Annotated in this window: 23 protein-coding genes; 7 read left to right on the plus strand and 16 right to left on the minus strand. The window is 70.5% G+C overall.

Annotated features, from left to right (window positions below):
* Positions 1-12: 12 nt before the first annotated feature.
* The gene (locus tag LG391_RS33310) at positions 13-927 is read left to right on the plus strand and encodes a LysR family transcriptional regulator (RefSeq protein ID WP_225773267.1); all 915 of its coding nucleotides are present in this window, start codon (positions 13-15) and stop codon (positions 925-927) included.
* Here the strand turns inward: LG391_RS33310 and LG391_RS33315 are convergent.
* The 4 genes from LG391_RS33315 to LG391_RS33330 form a co-directional block, all read right to left on the minus strand.
* Complete coding sequence (locus tag LG391_RS33315; RefSeq protein ID WP_225773269.1) at positions 911-2,560, minus strand: OPT/YSL family transporter; 1,650 nt, start codon at positions 2,558-2,560, stop codon at positions 911-913. The genes LG391_RS33310 and LG391_RS33315 overlap by 17 nt on opposite strands.
* Before the next feature lie 111 nt (positions 2,561-2,671).
* Entirely contained in the window at positions 2,672-6,463 is a 3,792-nt protein-coding gene (locus LG391_RS33320; RefSeq protein ID WP_225773271.1) for a hydantoinase B/oxoprolinase family protein, read from the minus strand.
* A gap of 14 nt (positions 6,464-6,477) precedes the next feature.
* Positions 6,478-7,260, minus strand: coding sequence for an IclR family transcriptional regulator (locus LG391_RS33325; RefSeq protein ID WP_225773273.1), 783 nt, complete (start codon positions 7,258-7,260; stop codon positions 6,478-6,480).
* Positions 7,261-7,489: 229 nt separating this feature from the next.
* Positions 7,490-8,338 (minus strand): phytoene/squalene synthase family protein, encoded by an 849-nt coding sequence (locus tag LG391_RS33330; RefSeq protein ID WP_225773275.1) that lies wholly within the window; start codon positions 8,336-8,338, stop codon positions 7,490-7,492.
* A gap of 103 nt (positions 8,339-8,441) precedes the next feature.
* On the opposite strand from LG391_RS33330, the gene LG391_RS33335 reads away from it, so the two are divergent.
* A complete protein-coding gene (locus LG391_RS33335) occupies positions 8,442-9,683 on the plus strand; it encodes a flavin-dependent oxidoreductase (protein ID WP_225773277.1) in 1,242 nt (413 codons plus the stop codon).
* On the opposite strand, the gene LG391_RS33340 is transcribed toward LG391_RS33335, so the two are convergent.
* The 3 genes from LG391_RS33340 to yajC are packed head-to-tail and all read right to left on the minus strand — an operon-like array spanning position 9,684 to position 11,037.
* On the minus strand, positions 9,684-10,133 hold the full coding sequence (locus LG391_RS33340; protein WP_225773279.1) for a cupin domain-containing protein: 450 nt from the start codon (positions 10,131-10,133) through the stop codon (positions 9,684-9,686). It abuts the gene before it with no gap.
* A 58-nt stretch (positions 10,134-10,191) separates the two neighbouring features.
* Complete coding sequence (locus tag LG391_RS33345; protein WP_225773281.1) at positions 10,192-10,566, minus strand: Mth938-like domain-containing protein; 375 nt, start codon at positions 10,564-10,566, stop codon at positions 10,192-10,194.
* A gap of 27 nt (positions 10,567-10,593) precedes the next feature.
* Positions 10,594-11,037, minus strand: coding sequence for a preprotein translocase subunit YajC (gene yajC / locus LG391_RS33350; protein WP_225773283.1), 444 nt, complete (start codon positions 11,035-11,037; stop codon positions 10,594-10,596).
* 168 nt (positions 11,038-11,205) lie between these two features.
* Here yajC and LG391_RS33355 point away from each other — a divergent pair, with 168 nt between their 5' ends.
* Positions 11,206-12,078 carry an ATP-binding protein gene (locus LG391_RS33355; RefSeq protein ID WP_225773285.1) on the plus strand — a complete coding sequence of 291 codons (873 nt, stop codon included), beginning with the start codon at positions 11,206-11,208 and terminating at the stop codon, positions 12,076-12,078.
* 27 nt (positions 12,079-12,105) lie between these two features.
* Here the strand turns inward: LG391_RS33355 and LG391_RS33360 are convergent, their stop codons facing one another.
* Both LG391_RS33360 and LG391_RS33365 read right to left on the minus strand, forming a co-directional pair.
* A complete protein-coding gene (locus LG391_RS33360) occupies positions 12,106-13,629 on the minus strand; it encodes an AbgT family transporter (RefSeq protein ID WP_225773287.1) in 1,524 nt (507 codons plus the stop codon).
* A gap of 2 nt (positions 13,630-13,631) precedes the next feature.
* Positions 13,632-14,789, minus strand: a complete 1,158-nt coding sequence (locus tag LG391_RS33365; RefSeq protein WP_225773289.1) for a M20 family metallopeptidase — start codon at positions 14,787-14,789, stop codon at positions 13,632-13,634.
* Between the two features lie 115 nt (positions 14,790-14,904).
* On the opposite strand from LG391_RS33365, the gene LG391_RS33370 reads away from it, so the two are divergent.
* Complete coding sequence (locus LG391_RS33370; protein WP_225773291.1) at positions 14,905-15,807, plus strand: LysR family transcriptional regulator; 903 nt, start codon at positions 14,905-14,907, stop codon at positions 15,805-15,807.
* 184 nt (positions 15,808-15,991) lie between these two features.
* On the opposite strand, the gene LG391_RS33375 is transcribed toward LG391_RS33370, so the two are convergent.
* From LG391_RS33375 to LG391_RS33395, 5 genes are all read right to left on the minus strand, one after another.
* On the minus strand, positions 15,992-16,885 hold the full coding sequence (locus tag LG391_RS33375; protein WP_225773293.1) for a M23 family metallopeptidase: 894 nt from the start codon (positions 16,883-16,885) through the stop codon (positions 15,992-15,994).
* Between the two features lie 56 nt (positions 16,886-16,941).
* Positions 16,942-17,607: a protein-L-isoaspartate(D-aspartate) O-methyltransferase gene (locus tag LG391_RS33380; protein ID WP_225773295.1), complete on the minus strand. Its 666-nt coding sequence runs from the start codon at positions 17,605-17,607 to the stop codon at positions 16,942-16,944.
* A 222-nt stretch (positions 17,608-17,829) separates the two neighbouring features.
* Entirely contained in the window at positions 17,830-18,588 is a 759-nt protein-coding gene (gene surE / locus LG391_RS33385; RefSeq protein WP_225773297.1) for a 5'/3'-nucleotidase SurE, read from the minus strand.
* A 2-nt stretch (positions 18,589-18,590) separates the two neighbouring features.
* Complete coding sequence (gene serS, locus LG391_RS33390) at positions 18,591-19,865, minus strand: serine--tRNA ligase (protein ID WP_225773299.1); 1,275 nt, start codon at positions 19,863-19,865, stop codon at positions 18,591-18,593.
* A 377-nt stretch (positions 19,866-20,242) separates the two neighbouring features.
* A complete protein-coding gene (locus tag LG391_RS33395; RefSeq protein ID WP_225773301.1) occupies positions 20,243-20,872 on the minus strand; it encodes a hypothetical protein in 630 nt (209 codons plus the stop codon).
* Positions 20,873-21,008: 136 nt separating this feature from the next.
* Between LG391_RS33395 and LG391_RS33400 the strand changes: the two genes are divergently transcribed.
* The gene (locus LG391_RS33400; protein ID WP_225773303.1) at positions 21,009-22,682 is read left to right on the plus strand and encodes an AarF/ABC1/UbiB kinase family protein; all 1,674 of its coding nucleotides are present in this window, start codon (positions 21,009-21,011) and stop codon (positions 22,680-22,682) included.
* 478 nt (positions 22,683-23,160) lie between these two features.
* The gene (locus tag LG391_RS33405; RefSeq protein WP_225773305.1) at positions 23,161-23,373 is read left to right on the plus strand and encodes a DUF1127 domain-containing protein; all 213 of its coding nucleotides are present in this window, start codon (positions 23,161-23,163) and stop codon (positions 23,371-23,373) included.
* Between the two features lie 6 nt (positions 23,374-23,379).
* On the opposite strand, the gene LG391_RS33410 is transcribed toward LG391_RS33405, so the two are convergent.
* Together LG391_RS33410 and LG391_RS33415 are read right to left on the minus strand one after the other, a co-directional pair.
* On the minus strand, positions 23,380-23,601 hold the full coding sequence (locus LG391_RS33410) for a hypothetical protein (protein ID WP_225773307.1): 222 nt from the start codon (positions 23,599-23,601) through the stop codon (positions 23,380-23,382).
* Between the two features lie 177 nt (positions 23,602-23,778).
* The gene (locus LG391_RS33415) at positions 23,779-24,153 is read right to left on the minus strand and encodes a hypothetical protein (RefSeq protein WP_225773309.1); all 375 of its coding nucleotides are present in this window, start codon (positions 24,151-24,153) and stop codon (positions 23,779-23,781) included.
* Positions 24,154-24,330: 177 nt separating this feature from the next.
* Here LG391_RS33415 and LG391_RS33420 point away from each other — a divergent pair, with 177 nt between their 5' ends.
* Positions 24,331-24,801, plus strand: a complete 471-nt coding sequence (locus LG391_RS33420) for a VOC family protein (protein WP_225773311.1) — start codon at positions 24,331-24,333, stop codon at positions 24,799-24,801.
* Positions 24,802-24,862 lie beyond the last annotated feature (61 nt).

Below are 24,862 nucleotides of genomic sequence, written 5' to 3' on the forward strand. Positions count from 1 at the left end.
GAACGATGCACAATGCGTGGCAGCGACTATGCCGAGCTGCGGGCCTTCGCTGCGATCGCCGAGCACGGCAGCTTCGCCCGTGCGGCGGCGCAGCTGGGCCTGTCACGCTCGGCGCTGAGCCAGACCATCCGCGGGCTGGAGGAGCGGCTGGGCCTTCGGCTGCTGAACCGGACCACCCGCAGCGTGGCGCCGACCGAGGCCGGGGCGCGGCTGCTGGCCGGGCTCCTGCCGGCTCTGGCCGACCTCGACGCCGCGGTCGCCAATGTCCGGGCGCTGCGCGACACGCCTGCCGGCGTGCTGCGGATCAACGCCTCGCGCATCGCCGCGATCCATCGCCTGGCGCCGCTGATCGGCCCGTTCCACGCGGCCTATCCGGACATCGCCCTCGATATCGTGGCCGAGGACCGGCTGGTCGACATCGTCGCCGAACGCTTCGACGCCGGCCTCCGGCTCGGCGAGATGGTCGAGCGCGACATGGTCGCGGTGAAGCTGGGCGGCGAGCTCGAGCTGATGGTGGTGGCCGCCCCCTCCTATCTCGAGCGCTTCGGCGCGCCCGAGACGCCGCGCGACCTGCGGCACCATCGCTGCATCAATTTCCGCTGGCCGACCGACGGCAGCCTCTACCGCTGGGAGTTCGAGCGCGGCACGGAGAAGCTGGAGGTGGCAGTGGAAGGCCCGCTCACCGTCACCGAGCCCGAGGTCGCGATCCGGGCGGTGCTGGACGGCGTCGGCATCGGCTATCTCTTCGACCTGCAGATCCGGCCGCTGGTCGAGTCAGGCCGTATGGTGCGGCTGCTCGCGGACTGGACCCCGCCCTTCCCCGGCTTCTACCTCTATTACCCCAGCCGCCGGCAGATGCCGCCGCCGCTGCGCGCCTTCCTCGATTTCGTGCAACGGCGGCAGACTGCGTCTAACGGCGGCCGGTGAACGGCTTGGTGACGGAGTCGAAGAAGCTGAACAGGGCGTCGCCGGCGATCACCCCGGCCGCGACCACCTCCATCTCACTGCGCCCAGCTTCGCCGCGCCAGCGGGTCCACAGGAACCGGATGACGATGCCGGCCAGCACCGCCCAGCCCGCCAGAGGCGAGTTCAGCAGTAGGCCGGTGGCGAACAGGATGCCCATCTGCCGCTTCGATCCGCCGAGCCACTGGACGATCGCTCCGGGGATCGCCCACAGCGCGAGCGACCGCGCCACCTCCGGCGCCACCCCGGCCCCGATCGTGGCCGCGTAGACCCGATCGACCGGCGGCAGCATGTCCTGCGCGAAATAGGCTTCCCAGGAGAAGTAGACGACGACGATCGCTACCAGGAAGGCGACCATGGCGGCCAGCAGCTGCTGCCGCCGGCCGTCGCGCTCGAACTCCGGGTCTGCGCCGTGGCCGCGCAGGATGTGGCCGGCCTTCAGGTCGTAGCCCATATCGGCGAAGGCCGGGCCGGTGGCGGCCGAGAAGGCGACCAGCAGCGCCAGGGCCGTCGGCGGGAAGCCGACCAGCATGCCGATGATCAGGGTGATCAGCGCCACGGCGAAGGCCGGGAACCAGCCGGAATGCATCGCCGCGAGGCCGACGATCAGCTCATGCACGAAGGCGGCGAAGGCGGCGTAGACCACGAAGGCGACCAGCATGCCCCAGGACAGCTCGGCCCACAGCCCGCCGGTCGCCGCGATCAGCATGGCCAGCGCGATGTAGCCGGCGGTGCCGAGCCCCAGCGCCCGCCGCAGCGCCGCGTCGGACCGGGTGCGGCTGCCGCTATCGGCGTCGCGGCGCAGCAGGGTCGAGGCGACCTGCAGCAGCGCCACCAGCCCGGCGCCGATCATCACGCCATGCGGGATATAGGCCTTCATCATGTCGCCGCCGGGGATGATGCCGGCGAAGGCCTCGCCGCCGAAGATCTGGGGAGAATAGCCGCGCAACAGCAGGCCGATTCCGAACATGGCGAGCGCCCAGATGTTGCCGATGAAGGCGATGCCGAAGGCCGACATGGGGATTCCGATGCGAGCGCCGATCGCCCCGATGGCGACGCCGACGCCCAGCAGCACCGCCTTGCGGCCGCCCTCGTCGCCGGCCTTGATCGCCTCCGCCGCCGCCACGCCGGGCGGCCAGGCGCCGGTGGCCGGGAACACCTTGGTGTCGAACATCCGGTACAGAAGATAGGCGTCCAGCAGCATCGCCAGGGCGACGCCGGCGAACATCGGCAGCACCAGGTCCGGCCGTCCCAGCGCATAGGGGATGCCGATCGGCAGCAGCAGGCTGTTGGCGGCGCCGAAGGTGGCGCCGGAGATCGCGCTCTGCGCCAGGTTCTGGACATGGATCGAGCGGTAGCGGGCGAACAGGCCCAGCGGGATGCGCGCCAGCACCATGGCGGCCAGCGCGCCGATCAGCGAGGTGTTCGCCGACACGCCGAGGCTGACCAGGATCTGCATGCCGATGATGGCGCCGAAGACGCAGAGCAGGATGATCAGGGCGAGGGTCGCGGGCTCGAACACGCTGGGATGCCGGCGGCCGGTCGCCGCCGGGACCGAGGGTGCCGCGGTCGGATCCGCGGTCAGGTCGTGCTGCATGAAACCTCCTGGAAGGGCCGCTTGGGCGCGGCCTTGATCTCGTGATGCGGGTCTTGGGCGTGCCCTGACGGAAGAAGGGCCGCGCACCCCTGGGATGCGCGGCCCCGAAGCTCATGCGGCCTTGGCCTTGTCGGCCGGCACCGAGACCAGCTCGTCATCGACGTCGCGGTCCAGCGCGGTGCGCGGCCGTTCCGCCGGGTCGCCGTAGCCGGCGCCGCCGGCCAGGACGATCTCGACGATCTCGCAAGGCTTGGTCAGTTGCACCAACTCGCCGGTGCCGCAGTCGCGCAGGATCTGGCCCTGGGCGTCACGCACGACGCCACGGGCGGCCCCACCCGGCGCGCCGCCGAACAGGCCGGGGTTGCTGGACTTCACCCCCTCCGGATAGACCGCGACGAAGGTGGTCAGCCCGTCATCGGCCAGCTTGCGCAGCGACACGCGCTGGCCAAGCCCGCCGCGATGCCGGCCCGGGCCGCCGGAGTCCTGGACATAGGTCTTCTCCAGCACCAGCACCGGCACCCGGGTCTCGAACAGCTCGACCGAGGTGTTGGCGGCCGAAGTCGGCCACAGCAGCCCCGACTTGCCGTCGCCATGCGACGAGGCGCCCTGCCCGCCGCCCATGAACAGCATGTCGGAATAGGTGGCCCCCGCCCCGTCGCGGCCATAGATGGTGGCGGCCACCGGCAGGCCGGTGAAGGCCTGCACCTTGTCCGGCGCCGCCTCGGCCAAGGCACGGAAGATGTTCGGCGCGATGTACCAGCCGGTACGGGTGCGCAGGTTCACCGCCATCGGCTTGGTCGCGTTCAGGATCGACCCTTCCGGCGCCTTCACCTCGAACGGCCGGTAGCAGCCGGCATTGCCGCGGACATTCGGCGTCAGCATGCATTTCAGCGGATAGGTCGCATGCGCCGCGGTGTAGTTCAGCGTGCAGTTCAGCCCGCCTTGCGGCAGCTGCGCCGGCGCGCCGTCGAAGTCGAGGGTGATGCGGTCGCCGGCGATGGTCAGCGCCAGCGGATAGCGCAGCGTCTGGCCCAGCGGGTTGTTCTCGATCTCCGACCGGTAGGTGCCGTCCGGCAGCGCCGCGATCGCCTCGCGCATCGCCTTCTCGGACCGGCCCTGCACCACCGCGGCCAGGGCCCGCAGGTCCTGCATGCCGTATTCCCGCATGAAGGCGACCAGCCGGTCGGCGCCGAGCGCGTTCGCGGCGACGAAGGAATGGATGTCGCCGGTCACCTGGCCCGGGTTGCGCACATTCTCGGCCAGCAGGCGGAACAGCGTCGCGTTCGGCCGCCCCTCCTCCACCAGCTTCATCGGCGGGATCTGGAAGCCTTCCTCGTAGATCTCGCGCGCCCGCAGGCTGTCCTTGGTGCCGCCGATGTCGGAGACGTGGCCGACCGTGCCCATCAGCCCGACCAGCCTTCCGTCATGGAACACCGGCGTGACCACGGCGATGTCGAACAGGTGGCCGGCGCACAGCCAGGGGTCGTTGGTGACCAGCACATCGCCCGGCCGCAGCGTCTCGGCCGGGTACTCCTGCAGCAGCGCCTTCACCGCCCGCGGCAGGGTCAGGTTGAACACCGGCATCGCCCGCGGCGAATGGGCCAGGGTCTCCCCCTCGGGGTCCAAGAGCTCGCAGGCGAAGTCCTGGGCCTCGGAGATCACCAGCGAGAAGGCGGTGCGGCAGACCGTCAGCCACATCTCCTCGACCACGGTGACCAGGCGGCTCCACATGATCTCCAGCGCGATCGGATCGGCCTCGATCCGGGCGATCGCCTCGGGCAGCGGCATCTCGGCCGTCACCAGCGCCTGGACCGGCGCGGCGACGCCGATGGCGATGCGCAGGTTCAGCGTGTCGTCGACCCGGACGATGTCGCCCGGCGGCACGATGGTGGTGGATTCCCGCTCCTCGATGATCGCCGGCCCCTCGATCCGGTCGCCCGGCACCAGGGCGTAGCGGTCATAGATCACGGCCTCGACCAGCCCCTCGGCGAAGCGGGCCTGGCGCACACCCTTGCGCTTGGCCGCGGCGTCGCCGCCGCCGGCCGCGCCGGTCAGCGACAGCGTCGGGGTCGGGCCCAGGCAGCGGACCCGGAAGTTGATCGCCTCGATCTCGGCCCTGCCATACAGCGAGGTGTAGCGGGCGGTGTAGACCTCGGCGAAGGCGGCGCGGACCACCTCCAGGCTGCCGGCGTCGATCGCGCCGGCCGGCAGCGGCACGGCGATCTCGTGCATCTGCCCGGTCAGCCGCATGTCGGCGCTGCGCTCGACCGTCACCTCGGCATCATCGACGCCCGCCTCGGCCAGGCGCCGCCGGCCCTCGGCCTCCAGCTCCGCCAGCACGCCGTTGACGGCAGCGGCATCGAAGTCACCGGAGAAGCGCACCGGGTGCGAGCGCACCAGCTCGAAGGACAGCGGCGCCGCCAGGAAGCCCAGCGCCGAGGCGGCGCCGGAGGCCGGCGGGATGATCACCTCCGCCACGCCCAGGGTGCGCGCCACGCCGGCGGCATGGGCCGGGCCGGCGCCGCCGAAGCCGACCATGGCATAGCGGCGCGGGTCCTTGCCCTTCTCGACCAGATGGACGCGGGCGGCGGCGGCCATGCTCTCGGTCACCACCTTGTGGATGCCCCAGGCCGCCTCCTCGACCGATAGGCCCAGCGGCTCCGCGACGCGCGCCACCGCGGCCTCGGCCGCCGCCTTGTCCAGCGCCATGCGGCCGCCCAGGAAGAAGCCGGGGTCGTAATAGCCCAGCACCAGATTGGCGTCGGTCACCGTCGGCTCGACCCCGCCCTTGCCGTAGCAGGCCGGGCCCGGGTCGGAGCCGGCGGAATGCGGCCCGACGCGCAGCAGCCCGACCTCGTCGATCGAGGCGATCGACCCGCCGCCGGCGCCGATCTCGATCATGTCGATCACCGGCGCCTTGATCGGCAGGCCCGAGCCCTTCTTGAAGCGATGGACGCGCCCCGCCTCCATCATCGGCGCGATCTCGGCGCGGCCGTCCTCGATCATGCAGGCCTTGGCGGTGGTGCCGCCCATGTCGAAGGAGATGACGTCCGGCTTGCCGGCCAGCGCGCCGAACAGCGCCGTCGCTAGGCCGCCGCCGGCCGGGCCGGATTCGAGCAGGCGGATCGGGAAGGCGCGCGCCGTCTCCGGCGCCACCAGCCCGCCGGCCGAATGCATCAGTCGCAGCGTGCCGCTGAAGCCGCGCGCCGCCAATTCCCGCTCCAGCCGCTGCAGGTAGCGGTCCATCAGCGGCTGGACATAGGCGTTGGCGCAGGTCGTGACGCAGCGCTGGTACTCCCACAGCTCTGCCACCACCTCGGAGGACAGCGACACCGCCAGCTGCGGGAACTCGGCCCGGGCGATCTCGCTGACGATCCGCTCATGCTCCGGGTTGCGGTAGGAATGCAGGAAGCAGACGGCGACCGCCTCGACGCCCTCCCCCACCAGCTTCCGCAGCGCGCTGCGGACAGCCTCGCGGTCCAATGCCTCGACCCCCGTGCCGTCGCGATCCACCCGCTCGGGCACCTCCAGCCGCAACCGGCGGGCCACCAGCGGCTCCGGGAACTGCAGGAACAGGTCGTAGATGTCGTAGCGCTGCTCCGTGCCCATCTCCAGCACGTCGCGGAAGCCTCGGGTGGTGATCAGGCCCAGCTTCGCGCCCTTGCGCTCGATCACCGCGTTGGTGACCAAGGTGGTGCCGTGCACCATCTCGCCCACATCCGCCACCTGGATGCCGGCCATCGCCACCAGTTCCTCGATCCCGGCCAGCGCCGCCTCGGACGGGTCGTGCGGCGTGGTCAGCCGCTTGTGCAGCTTCACCGTCCGCCCCTCGCCGTCATAGAGGATGAAATCGGTGAAGGTGCCGCCGATGTCGAAGCCGATGCGCCAGCGCGTCGCCTGCATGATCTGGTCCTTGGTTACGCTGCGGAGGCCGAGAGCCCGGCCTGGTTCGTCCATTGCGGGTCGCCGGCCAGGGCCGCGACCTCCCGTGCCCCGGCCAGCAGCCGGGCGATGATGTCCTCCCGCTCCTCCGCCGTGACGGTCGAGACCGGGTACGCGATGCAGAGGCTGACCGCCTCGCCCGTCTCGGGCGACCCGACGGCAGCGGCCAGGGCGCCGACGCCGCGATTGGCCTCGTCATGGGATTCGGCGAAGCCCAGGCGGCGCACTTTGCCCAGCCGCTCCAGCAGCTCGTCGAGACTCTGCGGCGCAGTCGGCGAGACCGGCGGCCAGGGCTGAGGAAACAGCGCCCGCACCTGCTCGTCCGGCAGCCGGGCCAGCAGCGACCGGCCCGTGGCGCTGGAATGGGCCGCCAGCGGCCGGCCGACCGGCGTGGCGACGCGCAGCACATTGGTGCCGGGATGGTAGGTCAGGCCCATGACCTCGCCGCCATCGCGGATCGAGACATAGCCGGTGTGGCCGACCGCGGCGACGATCCGGGCCACCACCGCATCCGCCCGGCCGACCAGCGACGAGGTCGAGCTGTACAGATGCGCGACGCCGAGGATCAGCGGCCCCGGGCGGTAGCGCTTGGTGTCGCCGATCGTCTCCAGCAGCCCCGCGTCGCGCATCGCCCGCAGCAGGCGGGAGATATTGCTCTTCGGCAGCGACAGCAGCGCCGCCGCTTCCGTCACCGTGATCTCGGTGCGGCTGGTGGAGAAGCAGCGCAGGACAGCGGCGGCGCTTTCAAGCGTGGTCATGAAGCCATCCAGAGTTCCATTTTATGGAACTTGATTTCTAACTATTGGAACCCTAGCAACGACCGCAGGATCTCGGCAAGCCTCGCCTGCGGTCGAGATGCCGGAAGCATCCTTCCTGTCAGTCACTCTGGCGGAGCGACGGAACATATCATGAACATCATTTAGCAGTGATCGCAATGAACAAGGTGTTCATCGCAGAACCGTCAGGCTTGGATACTGCTGTGGCCGATCAGAACCGCCCGAGCATGGCCCCCAGCACCAGATCGGCTTGGCGCAGCGGCGGCGGCTCCTGGACCAAGGCGGAAAAGACGTCATGCCCCGCCCGGCTCAGCCGGCGCAGGTAGCCGTCGGCCAGTCGCGCGGAGAGCAGGGCCGGCACGGCCGATCGTGGCACGTCACGGCGCAGCCGCCGTGCCTCGGCCAGCCGCTCGGCGGCGACAGTCGCGACGCGCGCCACCGCCCGGCGCAGCCCCTCATGTGGCTTCATCTCGAACAGCAGGCCGCGGTCGGCGGCTTCGGTCGCGAGGAGCTCCTGGGGTAGGTACAGGCGCTTCTGCCGGGCGTGGAACGGCACGGCGCGCATCAGCCCGACCAGCGCCCAGGCGGTCCCGACCGCCGTCGCCGCCCGATGCGCCGCGTCGTCGCGCACGCCCAGCACCTCGAGATGCAGGCGCAACAGCGGCCCGGCGGTGTCGGCGGCGTAGCGCTCGAGATCGGCGAGGGTCGCCGGCGGCTCGTCCTCCAGGTCGCGCTCGCGGGTGTCGATGACGGTGTCGAAATGGGCGCGGCTCAGGTCATGCGCCCAGACCGCAGGAGCCAGCGCGTCCAGCACCTCGTGCCGCCGCGGCCGGCCGTCATAGATCTCGCCGATCGCGTCGCGCCACCATTGCAGCCGGATCTGGCCGAGCAGCGGCTGGCTGACCATCTCGCGCGTCTTCGCCACCTCGATGTTGAAGGCGTAAAGCGCGAACAGCGCCGGCCGGCGCGGCGCCGGGGCGAATAGGCAGGTCAGGTAGCGGTCGTGGTCGAGGCGGCGAACCTGATCGCCGTTCGGGCCCAAGGGATCGATGGTCGGCATGGCGCCCCTATATGCCCGCTCGCGGCCCCGATCGCCACCGGAGCTTGCCAGCGGCGGCTTCAGGCTGAAGACTTGGGTCCGAAAACATCAGGGGAGGCGACCGATGAAGGCGATCATCGTCGGTGGCGGCATCGGCGGGCTGACCGCGGCGCCGATGCTGCAGGCGCGCGGCATCGGCTGCGCCGTGTTCGAGCAGGCGACCGAGCCGCGGGAGGTCGGCGTCGGCATCAACACCCTGCCGCATGCAATCCAGGAGCTCGCCGGGCTCGGCCTGCTCGACCGGCTCGACGCCGTCGCCATCCGCACCCGGGAGCTGCTGTACACCAACCGCTTCGGCCAGATCGTGTGGCGCGAGCCGCGCGGCCTGGATGCCGGCTTCCCGGTGCCGCAGTTCTCGATCCATCGCGGCCGGCTGCACGGCGTGCTGCACAAGGCGGCGCGGGAGCGCCTGGGCGGCGAGATCCACCACGGTCGGCGCCTGGCCGGCTTCGAGCAGACCGAGACCGAGGTCATCGCCCATTTCGTCGACCGCCACGGCGCGCCGGCCGGCACCGCGCGGGGTGATGTTCTCATCGCCGCGGACGGCATCCATTCGATCGTGCGGGACACGCTGTACCCCAACCAGGGGCCGCCCTCCTGGAACGGCGTGATGATCTGGCGCGGCGCGATCGATTGGCCCGCCTATATGGACGGGCGGACGATGATCGTGGCCGGCGGCATGCAGGCGAAGGTCGTGCTGTACCCGATCGCGCCGGGCACTGCGCCGGACCGGCGGCTGACCAACTGGGCGGTTTGCGCCCGCATCGGCGACGGCAGCACGCCCCCACCCCGGCGCGAGGACTGGTCGCGGCCCGGACGGATGGACGAGGTATTGCCGCACGCCCGCCGTTTCGCGCTGCCCGAGGCCGACATCGGCGAGATCGTCCAGGCGACGCCGGAGTTCTGGGAATACCCGATGTGCGACCGCGATCCGCTGCCGCGCTGGCGGCACGGCCGGGTGACGCTGCTGGGCGACGCGGCGCATCCGATGTACCCGGTGGGGTCGAACGGCGCGTCCCAGGCGATCCTCGACGCCCGGGCCTTGGCCGATGCCCTGGCGGACGCGCCGGACGCCGTCGCGGCGCTGGAACGCTACGAGGCGGACCGGCGGCCGAAGACCGCTGAGATCGTCAAGCTGAACCGGAGCGGCGGGCCGGAGGGCGTGATCGACGTGATCGAGCAGCTGGCGCCGGACGGCTTCGAGGACATCGAGGCCGTCCTGTCGCATGCGGAGAGGCAGGCGATCGTCCGCGGCTATGCGACGGTCGCCGGCTTCACCCCGGCCCAGCTGCGCCGGCCGGGCTGATTAGGCGGGCGGCGGCAGGAAGTCGACGTCGTGCTTCGCCGCCAGCGCCACCACCGCCTCCGGCGTCTGCTCCGGCAGGTCGTGCAGGGCCTGGAACAGCTCGACCAGCCGGCCGGTCGGCGCCACCCAGAACAGCGACTTCGCGATCGCGCCGCTGTTGTTGAAGATGCCGTGCGGGATGCCCTTGGGCAGGCGCACGAGATCGCCGACCGAGGCCGAGGCGTTCTTCCCGTCGAGCAGGAAGTCGAGCTGGCCCTCGAGGATATAGAGGAACTCGTCCTGCAGCGGGTGGATGTGAGGCGGCACGAAGGTGCCGATGCCGAAGGTGGCGTGCCAGGCGAAGCTGTCCGCCGAGATCTGCTTCGGCACATAGGTCTGGCCCAGGATCGACCAGGCGATGTTGTCGATCCCCTCCGCGGCCCCGGTGATGCCCGCCGTCATCGGCTTCATGTCGCGCCTCCCCTGCTGCTCGCCTTGAGTTTAGACAAGCGGCCGGGTTAAAGCGATGTCAGACCGGAATCAGCGCCGCGGCGGCGCGCCGGCCTTCCGAGATCAGGACGTTGTAGGTGCGGCAGGCGGCGCCGGTGTCCATCGCGTCCATGCCGATGCCGGCCTCGCGGATCTGCCGCCGCAGCGCCGAGGGCAGCAGCACCATGCGCGGGCCGCAGCCGATCAGCAGCACCTCGACCGGCGGGTCGATCCGTCGCACCGGGTCGAGGTGAGCCAAGGCGAGATCCTCGATCCGATCCAGCGACCAGGGCGCCTCGCCTTCCGGCCAGATCAGCATCGGTCCCTGGTACAGGGCGCCGGCGACGCGGAACCCGCCCGGCGGATAGCCGTCGATCATCCGCCGGCCGGGCGGGATGACGGAGGAGATTTCCATGCCCGATCCCGCTCCGCCCCGTTCAGATCACTTCCGCGATAGGAAGCGGCCCAGCCCCTTCGGCTTCTCGGCCTCGGCCGGCGCGTTGGCGGCGGCCGGCGGCACGGCCTCCTCGTCCTTGTCGCCATTGCCCGATCCGCCGTTCTTGGCCGGCTCGGTGCGGGCCAGGACGGTGGTGACGGTGCTGCGGATCACCTTGACCCGGACGTTCTCGGCGATTTCCACCGTCAGCTCGTCATCGGCCACCTTCTGCACGGTGCCGACGATGCCGCCGCCGGTGACGATGCGGTCGCCGCGGCGCAGCGCGCCCAGCATGTCGCGATGCTCCTTCGCTCGCTTCTGCTGCGGCCGGATGAGCAGGAAGTAGAACACCACGAAGATCAGGATCAGCGGCGCGAATTGCATCAGCAGGCCAGCACCGCCGGCCGCACCGGCATCAGCCGTCTGGGCATAAGCCTCGGAAATCAGCATTCTTCGCTCCACCTTTGCAGTCGCGCGCGACTATAGCGGCCGGGGCCGCGGTTGCAACGGAATCCGGTCCGCCTGCAATGGCGCAGGGGAGGCTTGCGGCGGTTGATCTCGACACCCATGCGGCACGATCATTAGCGTCGGCGGGCCGAAAGCGAAGGAGACCGTCCGGTGGCCGACCTGGACCTGACACAATTGCAACTGCTGACCCGCATCGCCGATGCGCTGGAACGGCTGGCCCCGCCACCGCCGGCGCCGACGGATCTGGCCAGCGCCGACGCCTTCACCTGGGACGCCGAGCACTGCCGGCTGCAACCCGTCCCGGCGGTCAGCAAGGTCGATCTCGACCTGCTGCAGGGCATCCAGTTGCAGCGCGACCTGTTGCTGGAGAACACCCGCCGCTTCGCCCGGGGCCTGCCGGCCAACAACGCCCTGCTGTGGGGCTCGCGCGGCATGGGCAAGAGCTCGCTGGTCAAGTCGGTGCATGCGGCGGTGAACGGCGAGGCCGACGGCATCCTGGCGCTGGTCGAGATCCATCGCGAGGACATCTCCTCCCTGCCCCGGCTGCTGCATCTGCTGCGCGCCTCGGACCGCCGCTTCATCCTGTTCTGCGACGACCTGTCCTTCGACGGCCAGGACGCCAGCTACAAGTCGCTGAAGGCGATCCTGGAGGGCGGCATCGAGGGCCGGCCGGAGAACGTGGTGTTCTACGCCACCTCGAATCGCCGCCACATCCTGGCGCGCGAGATGATCGAGAACGAGCGGTCGACCGCGATCATCGCCGGCGAGGCGGTGGAGGAGAAGGTGTCGCTGTCCGACCGCTTCGGCCTGTGGCTCGGCTTCCATGGCTGCAACCAGGACACCTATCTGGAGATGGTGGAAGGCTACGCCAAGGCCTTCGGCCTCGAGATCGCGCCCGAGACGCTGCGGGCCGAGGCGCTGGAATGGACCATCACCCGCGGCTCCCGCTCCGGCCGCGTCGCCTGGCAGTACATCCAGGACCTGGCCGGCCGCCTGGGCAAGCGGCTGGAGGCCGCGACGTAAAGGGGCGGCCTGCGCCGCACCTCCCCGTCAGTTCAGGAACAGCCCGACGCCGGGGGCCAGCGGCAGGCCGATCTCGATCCACAGCACCAGGAAGGCGGTCCAGGCGACCAGGAAGCCGATCGAGATCGGCAGCGTCATCGCCGCCAGCGTGCCGATGCCGGCATCCTTCTGGTAACGCTGCAGGAAGGCCAGGCAGACGGCGAAATACGGGCTCATCGGCGAGATCACGTTGGTGACCGAGTCCGAGATGCGGAAGGCGGCCTGGACCAGCGCCGGCTCCAGCCCCACCAGCATCATCATCGGCACGAAGACCGGCGCCATCAGCGACCATTGCGCCGAGCCGGAGGTGATGAAGACGCTCATCACCATCGCCAGCAGCACGAAGGCCAGCACCAGCGGCGTGCCGCCCAGCCCGCCGGTGTCGAGCAGATGCGAGCCGTGGATCGCGATCCACTCGCCGAGATTGGTCCAGCGGAACCAGGCCAGGAACTGCGAGATGGCGAAGAACAGCACCAGGGTCGGCGCCAGCTCCTTCACCGCCTCGGCCATGAAGCCGGCGACGTCGCGGGCGCTCTTCACCTTGCCGACCGCAGCGCCATAGACCCAGCCGAGCAGCAGGAAGAACACCGCCAGGATCGCGACGATGCCTTCGAGGAAGGGCGACGGCACCAGCCCGCCCTGCTCGTTGCGCAGCGGCGACCCGGCCGGCAGCACCGCGGCCAGCACCACGGCGAGGAAGGCCAGCGCCACCCAGCCGACCCGCTTCAGCGCCCGGGCCTCGGCCGCACCGATCGGCTCCAGCTTCAGCACCACGTCGCCGGTGTACTTCCCGGCCAGCGGTTCGACGATCCGTTCGATCACCAGCGTGCCGACCAGCGACAGCAGCACCGCCGAGCAGGCGATGAAGTAGTAATTGTCGAGCGGCGAGACATAGGCGTTCGGGTCGATCGCATGCGCGGCGCCGGTGGTGATGCCGGACAGGATGATGTCGACCGGGGTGATGAACAGGCTGGCGTCGTAGCCGGCGCCGACCGCGACATAGCCGGTGACGGCGCCGACCAGCGGGTTGCGCCCGACCGCCTGGAAGATCATGGCCGAGAGCGGGATCAGCACGATATAGGCGGCGTCGGAGGCCAGATGGCTGCACATGCCGACCAGGAAGATGACGAAGGTGGTCAGAACCCGCGGCGCCTTGATCACGCTGACCTGCATCAGGCTGGCGATCATCCCGACCTTATCGGCCACCCCGATCGCCAGCATGATCACCAGGATCACGCCGAGCGGCGGGAAGGTGACGTAGTTCTTGGCGATCGAGGTCAGGGCGAAGACCAGCCCGTCGCCGGAGATCAGGCTCTGGACCGCGATCTCCTTGCCGGTCTTCGGGTTGATGCCGGAGGCGCCGCCCATCGCCATCAGCCAGGACAGCACGGCGACGACGCCGCAGAGGATGAGGAACAAGAGGAACGGGTGCGGCAGGCGGTTGCCGGCGCGTTCGATCAGGGCGAGGAAGCGCTGCATCGCGGAGCGGCTTTCGACGGTCGAGGCGGTCATGGTCAGCCCACCCCCAGGCGGCGTTCTGCGATGGCCAGGAACATCCCGGCGGCGACCGGCAGGATCTCGTCGCGGTAGTCGTACCGGGGATGATGCAAATAGGCGCTGTCCTCGCCGTTGCCGACGAAGAAGAAGCAGCCCGGCACCTTCTCCAGATAGAAGGCGAAGTCCTCCGCCCCCATTGTCGGCAGCGCATCCATCCGGCCCGAGCGGTCGGGGCCGACCATGTCGAGCGCGGTCGCCAGCACGAAGTCGGTCTCGGCGGCGTCGTTCACGACGGAGGGGATGCGCATGGTCTGCTCGACCGCCGCGGTGGCGCCGTGCGCCTCGCAGATCTGGGCGATGACCCAGCGCAGTTCCTGGTCGATCCGCTCGTAGGCGGCGGGCGACCCGTCGCGGGTGTTGATCGACAGCGTCGCCGCCATCGGGATGATGTTGTGGCTGTTGCCACCATGGAACTGGGTGACGGTGACCACCCCGGATTCCAGCGGCGACAGGCGGCGCGACACCACGCTCTGCAGCCCCTGCACCACGGCGGTGCCGACGAAGATCGGGTCCACCGCGAGGTCCGGCCGGGAGGCGTGGCCGCCCTTGCCGGAGATCGTGACCTCATAGAGCGAGCTGCCGCCCATGGTCGGACCGGCCTTGGCGAAGACCCGGCCGAGCGGATAGGCCGGGCGGTTGTGATAGCCGTAGACCCTCTCGACGCCGTCCAGCGCGCCGGCCTTGATCATCCGGGCGGCGCCCAGCCCGCCCTCCTCCGCCGGCTGGAACAGGAGCTTGATCCGGCCGGACAGGCGATCGGTCATGCCGGCGAGGCCGCGGGCGGCCAGCAGCAGCGAGGCGGTGTGCCCGTCATGGCCGCAGGCGTGCATCTTGCCCGGGGTCTTCGAGGCATAAGGCAGGCCCGTATCCTCCAGGATCGGCAGGGCGTCCATGTCGGCGCGGAAGGCGATGGTCGGCCCCGGCCGGCCGGTGTCGAGCAGCCCGACCACGCCGGTTTCGGCCAGCCCGGTCTCGACCGCGTAGCCGAGGCTGCGCAGCCGCGAGGCCACCAAGTCGGCGGTGCCGCGCTCCTCATATTTCAGCTCGGGGTTCGCGTGCAGATGCCGGCGGGTCTCCACGGCCTCCGCGATCGCCTCGGGCGAAAAGCTGTCCATCGCCATCCCTGTCCAGGTTTCGTTCGTCACCCCTGGTAGGAAGGCCCCCCGCATGCCACAAGCGCTATAATTCGCACAACGCGTTGCCGCTGCGGCAACGGACGAAAGAAGCGTCATGCAGAGCACCGCCCTCCGGTACTTCCTGGAAGTCGCCCGGTCCGGCTCGATCGCGGATGCATCGAAGCGGCTGAACGTCGCCACCTCGGCCATCAGCCGCCAGATCGCCAAGCTGGAGCGCGAGCTGGGGGCGGAGCTGTTCGAGCGCCGCCCCCGCGGCATGGTGCCGAGCGCCGCCGGCGAGATCCTGGCCGCCCATGCCCGCCGGTCGATGCTGGACGGCGAGCGCGCGGCGGCGGAGATCCGCGAGCTGCAGGGCCCGCATCGCGGCCATGTCCGGCTGGCCAGCTTCGAGGGCTTCGGCCTGGACGTCCTGACTGGGGTGGTGGCGGCGTTCCGGCGCGATCATCCGGGCGTGACCTTCCATCTCTGGATCGGCACCTCGATCGAGATCGCCGAGCGGGTGCGGGACGGCGAGACCGACATCGGCGTCACCTTCAACCTGGCGCCGCCGCACGGCACGGCGGTGGAGCGGATGATCCGCCGGCCGATGCACGCGCTGATGCCGCGGCACCATCCGCTGGCCGGGCGGGAGGGCCTGACCCTGGCCGAGATCCAGCCCTATCCCGTCGCCCTGCCGGACCCTGACCGGACCCAGCGGCAGCTGATCGACGCCTGCTGCAACCTGCAGGGGCTGGCGCTGGAGCCGGTGCTGTCGACCAACTCGATGGCCGCGCTGCGCCGCTTCAGCGACATCGAAGGCTGCATCCACTTCACCAGCGCCATCCGCGACCCCGGACGGGTGGAGCTGGGCGAGTTCGTCGCCGTGCCAGTCGCCGACGAGAGCATGACCGACAGCACGCTGCACATCCTGACCATGGCCGGCCGCACCCTGCCGGCCGCGGTGCGCGCCTTCCGCGACGCGCTGCTGGCCGAGCTGGCGCCGGTGGAAAGGTCATAGGCTACCGGAAGAAAGAACTAACCCCAAAACTGTCATGCCCGGGCTTGACACGGGCATCCAGGGAATGTCGATGCCGCTCTGGGTGGCCCCTGGATTGCCGGGTCAAGCCCGGCAATGACAAAATAGAGAAAGCATCCCTGTCTAGAGCACTAACCCCTCGACGAATTCTTCCCTGCAGGCCACCTCACGGCAGGTACTGCTTCGGGTCCACCGGGGCGCTGTTCTTGCGCACCTCGAAATGCAGCTGCGGCGCGTCGACGGCGCCGGTCTGGCCGACCGTGCCGATGCTCTGGCCGGCGGTGACCTGGTCGCCCTTCTTCACCGACAGCGACGCGGCATGGGCATAGGCGGTGACCAGCCCGTCGCCGTGCTGGATCAGCACCAGGTTGCCGTAGCCGCGCAGCTCGTTGCCGGCATAGGCGACGGTGCCGGGGCCGGCCGCCTTGATCGGCGTGCCGGCCGGGGCGGAGATGTTGATGCCCTGGTTCGGCTTGCCGCCGAGCGGCGCGTTGAAGCCGGCGATCACCGAGCCGGTCACCGGCCAGGCGAAGCGGCTGGAGGCGCGGGGAGCCTGGGTCGCAGCCGGCGGCGGCACCGTGGCGCTGGCGACCGGCGGCACCGTGGCGGGCGGGGGCTTCGGCACGATCGAGGTCGGGGCGCCGGTGGTCGGCGCCACCGGGGTCTGGCCGGTCGCGGCGCCCGCGGGCGGGACCGCGCCGGGCACGGCCGGAGGCACGGTGCCGGGCGCCACGGGCCCGGCGGCGCCGCCGGGCGGCGGCAGGCGCTGGACCGAGAGGCCGCCGCCGGTCGACGGCACGGTGTTGAGCGGCGTGCCGCCCATCGGCGCGGTCGCGCCCGGCGCCGTCGCCACGGCCCCCGGCAGCGTGATGGTCGGCGCCGGCCCCGGCGCCGATCCCGGCGCGCCCGGCAGGCGCAGGGTCTGGCCGGGCTGCAGCGCATAGGGCGGCTGCAGCCCGTTCAGCGCGATCAGCGACGGCATCGACACGTCGTAGCGGCGGACGATGGCGAGCACGTCGTCGCCGGGCTGGACCTGGACGGTCGCTGGCCGCTGCGCCATCTCGTCGGCGCCCGGAGGGACGTTGCAGGCCGCGAGGCCCGCGGCGGCGAGGGTCGTCAGTAGGATGGACCGCCATCCTCCCCGTCGGGAAGGTCCGGCAGCAAGGGCACGAAGCGAACTGGCCACAGATCCTCCCGCTCCAATCCGGTCTCGGTGCGCGTGAAGCGGACCACGCGCTGGTTCCGCTTCTCGTCCCCCATGGGAATCACGATTATACCACCGATCGCAAGCTGGTCCGTCAGCGCGAGGGGCGGCAGGTCGCCGCGATGGGCGGCGGTGACGATGATGCGCTCGAACGGCGCCTGCTCCGGCCAGCCCTTCATGCCGTCGCCCCAGCGCGCGGTGATGTTGCTGATGCGCAGCCCCTCGATCCGGCCCAGCGCCAGGTCGAGCAGCGGCTTGTGCCGCTCGACCGTGTAGAGCCGGCGGCAGATCTTCGCGAGCACGGCCGCCTGGTAGCCGGAGCCGGTGCCGATCTCCAGCACCTTGTGGCGGTCGCCGACCTCCAGCGCCTGGGTCATCAGCCCGACCACCATCGGCTGGCTGATGGTCTGGCCGTGGCCGATCGGCAGCGCGATGTCCTCATAGGCCTGGTCGAGGAAGGCGTCGGGCACGAAGGCCTCGCGCGGCACCCGCTCGATCGCGCCGAGGACGCGATGATCCGTGATCCCCGACCGGCGGAGATGCATCAGGAGGCGGATCAGCCGCGGCTCGGCGATCATGGGCGGGGTCCGGTCGTCAGGCGCGGGGGCGAGGGCGGAGCGATCCCCCTCCCCCTCCCGCCGCAAGCGGCGGGCCCCTCCCTCTCCCCTAGGAGAGGGGAACGGAGCGCAATCCACCACCTCTCCCTGGGGAGAGGTCGGAATCGCGGAGCGATTCCGGGTGAGGGGGTGGCTCCGGCCCCGCCCATTGCACTCGGTCCGCGGCTCCCCACCCCTGCACTCCTACTCGGCGAAGGTCCGCCGCAGGGACTGGATCGCGGCGGCGTGGTTCAGGTCGAGATGCAGCGGCGTCACCGTGATCCGGCCATCCCGGAGGGCGGACACATCGGTCTCCTCGCCCTGCAGCGCCTCCTCGGTCCGGCTGGTGCCGATCCAGAAATAGGTGCGGCCGCGCGGATCGAGGCGCTCCTCCAGCACGTCGCCGATCTTGCGCAGGCCGTGCGGCACCACGGCGATGCCCGTCACCGCGTCCGGATCCACCGCCGGGAAGTTGACGTTGACCAGCACCTGGTCCGGCCAGTCCGTGGCGATCGCCTTGCGCGCGACCTCGGCGCCCCAGCGCCCTGCCGTCTCCCAGTCCGGCCGCCTTCCGTCGGCGAATTGCTGGCTGAAGGCGATGGCGCGGATGCCGAGCAGCGTCGCTTCCATCGCCGCGGCGATGGTGCCGGAATAGGTCACGTCCTCGGCGATGTTGCGGCCGTGATTGACCCCTGACAGGACGAGATCCGGCCGCCGGTCCTTCATCACGTGGTTGATCGCCAGCAACACGCAGTCGGTCGGCGTGCCGTCGACGGCGAAGCGCTTCTCCTCGATCTTCCGCAGGCGCAGCGGGCGGTGGATGGTCAGGGAATGGCTGGCGGCCGACTGCTCGCTCTCGGGCGCGCAGACCCAGACGTCGTCCGAAAGCTCGCGGGCGATGCGCTCGAGCACCGAGAATCCGGTCGAGTTAATGCCGTCGTCATTGGCCAGGAGGATGCGCATCGTCAGCCCTTCGCTTCCAGGATCTCGAGCCCGCCCATATAGGGCCGCAGCACCTCCGGCACCTCGATCGCGCCGTCCTGCCGCTGATAGGTCTCCATGACCGCGATCAGGGCGCGGCCGACGGCGACGCCGGAGCCGTTGAGAGTGTGCAGGAAGCGGGTGCCCTTCTCGCCCGCCGGCCGGAACCGGCCCTGCATCCGCCGGGCCTGGAAGTCGCCGCAGTTGGAGCAGGAGGAGATCTCGCGATACCGCCCCTGCCCCGGCAGCCAGACCTCGATGTCGTAGGTCTTGCGGGCGGAGAAGCCCATGTCGCCGGTGCACAGCACGATGGTGCGGAAGGCCAGGCCCAGCCGCTTCAGCACGGTCTCGGCGCATTCCGTCATCCGCTCGTGCTCGGCGGCCGACTGCTCCGGCGTGGTGATGCTGACCAGCTCGACCTTGCTGAACTGGTGCTGGCGGATCATGCCGCGGGTATCGCGCCCGGCCGAGCCGGCCTCGGAACGGAAGCTCGGCGTCAGCGCGGTGAAGCGCAGCGGCAGCCTCTCCTGCTCCAGGATCTCGCCGGCGGCGAGGTTGGTCAGCGGCACCTCGGCGGTCGGGATCAGCCAGTGGCCGGTGTTGGTGCGGAACAGGTCCTCGGCGAATTTCGGCAGCTGCCCGGTGCCGAACACGGCCTCGTCGCGCACCATGAAGGGCGGCGCGATCTCGGTGTAGCCGTGCTCGTCGACATGCAGGTCGATCATGAACTGGCCGATGGCTCGTTCCAGCCGGGCCAGCGCGCCGCGCAAGACAACGAACCTTGCGCCGGACAGCTTGGAGGCCGCGGCGAAGTCCATCAGCCCGAGGCCCTCGCCGAGATCGACATGGTCGCGGGCCGAGTTCAGCCGCCGCGGCTCGCCGGTGCGCCGGACCTCGACATTGGCGCTCTCGTCCGGCCCGTCGGGCACGTCCTCGTCGGGCAGGTTCGGCAGCTCGGCCAGCCGGGCCGCCAGCGCCGCCTCGGCGTCGCGGTCGGCCTGCTCCAGTTCGCCCATCTTCGCCTTGATCGAGGCGACCTCGTCCATCAGCGCCTGGGCGTCGCCGCCCTTGGACTTGACGGCGCCGATCTCCTTGGAGGCGGCGTTGCGGCGGGTCTGCAGCCCCTGCAGCTCGGTGGTGATCTGGCGCCGGCGCTCGTCCAGCGCCAGCAGGTCGGCGGCGACGGGCGACAGACCCCGCCGAGCCATCCCCTTGTCGAAGGCCTCGGGATGCTCTCGGATGAATCGGATGTCGTGCATCGCGCTCGAACTCTGCCGGATCGGGGAATCGTGCGGTGGTTATAGGAGGTGGGCCGGCCGGACGCAAACGGGCCGGCGGGTTCGGGGCGGTGTTTGTGCCGCCTTTTCCGCCCGGTGGGAGAGGCCCGGGCCCGCGCAGCGAGACCGGGTGGGGACGGGTTCAAGCCTCGACGCCCTTCCCTCACCCGGAGGCGCAAGCGCCTCCGACCTCTCCCGTAAACGGGAGAGGCAAAACCATCGGCTCTGGACACTGACTCTCCGCCCCACAGCGTCATCGCGAGCGCAGCGAAGCGATCCAGGGCCGTGCGAACGGGCCCTGGATGGATTCGTCGGCTTCGCCTCCTCGCAATGACGGTGCGGGGATGCGACGCCGGCGCTCAGCTGCTGTCCGGCTTCGGCAGAGCCGGCACGGGCCGGCCCGTGTCGGGCTCGTCCAAAGGAGGCCAGTTGGGCTCAGGCCGAGCGGCCACGGGGACGGCGTCGGCAGGGCGGTCAGGCAGGCGATCGGGGATCTCGACCGCGGCGGCGCCGTCCCGGTCTCGCGACAGCAGGGCCGCGTCCAGGTCGCGCCGCTCCTCCGCCGCCTCGTCCGGTTCGAGCTCGTCCTCCAGGCATTCGCTCTCGACCAGCGACTCGCGCGGTTCCGCCCGGGGCTCGCCGTCCTTCGGCCCGGCGGCCGGCGCGGCCTCGGCCGGGGCGGCCTCGGCCGCCTCCTCCGCCGGCGTGCGCTCCGGCGTCCCGGCCTTGCGCTCCTGATAGCCCTCGCGGATCCGCTGGCTCATCGCGATCGACAGCCGCACCGAGCGGGCCAGGCGCACCTGCGCCAGCGCGAAATCCGGCCTGGCCTGCAGGATCGGCGTCGCCAACTGCTCCGTCGCCATCATCCGCGCCGTGCGGAGATGAATGTCGACCAGCTCGGCCAGCGAGCCCAGCGCCCATTGCGTCCAGGCCAGGTCCCTGTCGACCGGCCGGTCCTCCATCTCGCAATCGGGGCGCATCTCGTCCATGGAACATACCATGAACGAGAGCGGCCGGTAATACCACTGCGATCGCATCCCCGCCGCGGCCATTCGCCCGCTGGCGGAACCCCGCGGCGGCACCGACGTTGCAGTCCGGTCCCGCCGTCCCTTGCCCAGGTCCAGCATGCAGGTCCTTCCCACCGCTTTCGTCGTCGCCCGCGACCTGAAACGGCTGCAGCAGATCGTCACCGTGCTGCTGCGCTTCGGCTTCGGCGACCTGGTGCGCCGGCTGGGGCTGCACCGGCTGCTGAAGCAGGCCGGGCTGGCCCCCGGCGACACCGGGACGGCCGCGCCCGGCCAGGACATGCCGGCCCGGCTGCGGCTGGCGATCGAGGCGCTGGGGCCGACCTTCGTGAAGCTGGGCCAGATCCTGGCGACCCGCAGCGACCTGCTGCCGGCGGAGTGGATCGCCGAGCTGGAGAAGCTGCACGACCGCGTTCCGCCCCTGCCCTATGAGGCGCTGGCGCCGGTGGTCGAGGCGGCGCTGGGCAGCCCGCCTGACGCCATCTTCGCCCGCTTCGACCGCGAGCCGCTGGCCTCGGCCTCGATCGCCCAGGTGCATCGCGCGGCGCTGGCGGACGGCACCGAGGTGGTGGTGAAGATCCGCCGGCCCGGGCTGCGGCCGCTGGTCGAGGCCGACCTGCGCCTGCTGGCCCATGCCGCCAAGCTCGCCGAGACCGAGCTGCCGGAGCTGCGCCGCTATCATCCCGAGGCGATCACCCGCAACTTGGCGGCCGCGATCGGCGAGGAGCTGGACCTGGCCAATGAAGGCCGCAACGCCGAGCTGATCGCCGCCCAGTTCGAGGGCCGGCCGGAGGTCGTCGTGCCGGGCATCCACTGGGCCTGGACCAGCGAGGAGGTGCTGGTGCAGGACTTCGTCGCGGGCGTCCGGCCCAGCGACGAGGCGGCGCTGGAAAAGGCCGGGCTGGACCGGCGGGTGCTGGCGGCGCGCAGCTCCAACGCCTTCCTGCAGATGATGCTGATCGACGGCGTGTTCCATGCCGACCCGCATCCCGGCAACATGCTGTGCCTGCCGGGCGACCGCATCGCCTATCTCGATTTCGGCACGATCGGCCGGCTGTCGGCGCGGCGGCGCGACCAGCTGGTGACGTTGATGGCGGCGATCACGGGCGGCAGCGCCGCCGGGGTGCGCGAGGTGCTGCTGGACTGGGCCGGCCAGCCCGACATCGACGCCCGCCCGCTGGAGGAGGCGGCGGAGGCCTTCCTGGCCCGCCACACCCGCGGCGCGCTGGGCCGGCTGAAGCTGGGCCAGGCGCTGGCCGATTTCGTCGCCCTGATGCGCGACCACGACCTGGCCCTGCCGCCCGACCTGGCGCTGGTGCTGAAGGCGCTGATGACCTCCGAAGGCGTGGTCCGCCGCCTGGACCCGGAGCTGGACGTGGTGCGCGAGGTGGAACCGGTGGTGCGCCGCGCTTTGACCGCGCGCTATGCCCCCGAGGCGATGTTGAGCCGGGCCGGATCGGCCCTGCTGGAGCTGCAGGCCCTGGCCGGGGACGCGCCCGGCATCCTGCGCCGGGTGCTGCGGCGGCTGGAGAAGGGCCGGGTGAAGCTGGAGGTCGAGATCGGCCGGATGGACAGGTTCGGCGGCTCGATCGAGCGCGGCGCCGCGCGCATCGCCGTCGCCATCGTCACCGCCGCATTCGTGGTCGGGCTGGCGCCGATCCTGGCCGAGACCGGGCCGCGGCTGTTCGGCATCCCCGCCTTCGCCCTGCTCGGCTGCCTCGCCGCCCTGGCCGGCATCGCCTGGCTGCTGCTGCCGGGCAGAGGCAGGGATTAGAGACCGTTTGGAAATGCTACTGGCGCGGCCGTCTGACGGCGGTTTCTCCGCTTCCGGTGCTCACGCACCAAACGTGCGCTGCGCTCCGGTTCTCGAAACCACCGCCAGCCGACTCACGCCAGCGCATTTCCAAACGGTCTCTCAGGAACGGGAAGTCCCGTCTCGCTTCGCCTCCGGAAAGCCCGGCGGCGCCGTACCGGCCCGGAACATTCACGGCAAGCCCGGACCAGGGACAACCAGATCGGAAAATACTCCAGACATCATTACGATTTGTTAATACCGATCAAACAAAACTTCATTTGTTCAATTAATTCTTGATTAAGAAAAATCAAACTTCTCAAAAAAGCACTTTCGTACAATCATATTTGCTGTCGATAGCCATCTTCTCCGACATCGAAGCAAAACCGCTGCGCGGCATCCGCGGGAAACTCGGCTTTTCCCGGCGAGGCGCCTGTCGCGGCGCAAGGAGAGTTGTCCCGTGTCGACCAGTGAACGTCCGTCCACCGCCGCCCGGCGCGCCGCGGTTCGCAGAGAGTCGATCACATCCCTGGTGGACCTGCTGCTGACCTGGCATGAACGCGTGCAGCAGCGCCGCTGCCTGGCAAGCCTGCCGGATTCCTTCCTGGCCGATTGCGGCCTGAGCCGATGCGATGTCGACGGGGAGAGTCGCAAGCCGTTCTGGCGCGACTGATGCCGATCAGTGCGCCAGCACCACCTTCCGGGCGTGGACGTCGATGACGGAGAACTCGCGGTCGGGGAAGCAGCGGGCCCCGACCTCGAGCGCCACGCCGGCATCGGCGTAGAAGCACATCACCTTGCCGCGGCGGACGAAGGCGTATTGCGAGGGCGCGGCGGTCGCGGACTCGGCGAGGAACCGCTCCAGAACGGCGACATCCGCCTTCCCGACATGCCCGGCCATCGCCGCCTCCCGACACCGCCCGCACGCGGCATCCTAGGCCCCTGCCGGGCCGGAGACCACGGACGATCGTCTCAGCCCTCAAATTTCCACGGCGATGTCGGGACCGGATGCCCCGCCGGGCATCGCCTTGTGGGGCAATCAAGGGATTAGCGGGCAAAGCCCCGTGCGGCCGCAGGGCTAAAGCACGCGAAAACCTGCGCAGCGTTCGCAGAAGGCGGCGAAAGCCTCCAGCGTCGCGCGGTCGGTGCCGTAGTTCTTGTGCATCTCCCCGGGCTCCCGATGAAACACCCCATCTGGCGGAACGATGGAGACCGCGCCGTCGAGCAGCAGCCGTTCGCCCTCACCCAGCGTCGGACACAGCAGGGTCCGAATGGCATGGCCGACAGCGCAGGCCTCCGCTGCGTCCAGTTCGCCGACGCAGGCCTGGTGGAGACCGTCCACACGGCCGGAGGGCAGCACCTTTGTCCGGCGCACCGCTTCGACGATGGCCCTCCAGTGCCACCAGTTGATGGAGAAGTCGTGATCGGCATCGCCGTTGTCGATCAGGACCACTCCCACCCCGCCCTCCCTGCCGATTGCGGTCAGACCAAGAATGCGCCACCGGAATCCTCCGCACACTCGGAAAAAAATTTGCCGTGCTGTCGGGGACGGACCTTCTTCTCCGTCCTTGGACCAGGAGCGGCCCGGGCCGCCGGCTCCGCCCGTCCGATGGAAGGAAGGAACGTCGCGATGAAGGTCACCCAGCATCTCTGGTTCGAGCGCGACATGGAGGCCGCGATCGGCTTCTACACCGCGCTGATCCCCGGCTCGGCGGTCCACTGGGTCACGCCCCTGCCCGCCGACACCCCGAGCGGCCCGGCCGGCAGCGTGCGGCTCGCCGGCTTCACCCTGGGCGATCAGCGCTATCAGGCGATCGAGGCCGGGCCGCTGAACCCGTTCAACCACGCCTTCTCGATCATGGTGGAGTGCGACACCCAGGCCGAGGTCGACCGGCTGTGGGACGCGCTGAAGGAAGGCGGCACGGTCGAGCAATGCGGCTGGCTGCGCGACCGCTGGGGCCTGTCCTGGCAGATCCTGCCGAAGCGGCTGGGCGAGCTGATGACCGACCCCGACCCGGCCAAGGTCAAGCGGGTCACCGAGGCGATGCTGCAGATGGTGAAGATCGACGTCGCCGGGCTGGAGGCGGCGGCGAAGGGCTGAGCCCTGGTCCGGCGCCCTCCGTCGCTCCAGGCCGTGTCGAGAGGAACTGAAACAGAAGGAG

The sequence above is a fragment of the Inquilinus sp. Marseille-Q2685 genome (assembly GCF_916619195.1).
Lineage (GTDB): Bacteria > Pseudomonadota > Alphaproteobacteria > DSM-16000 > Inquilinaceae > Inquilinus.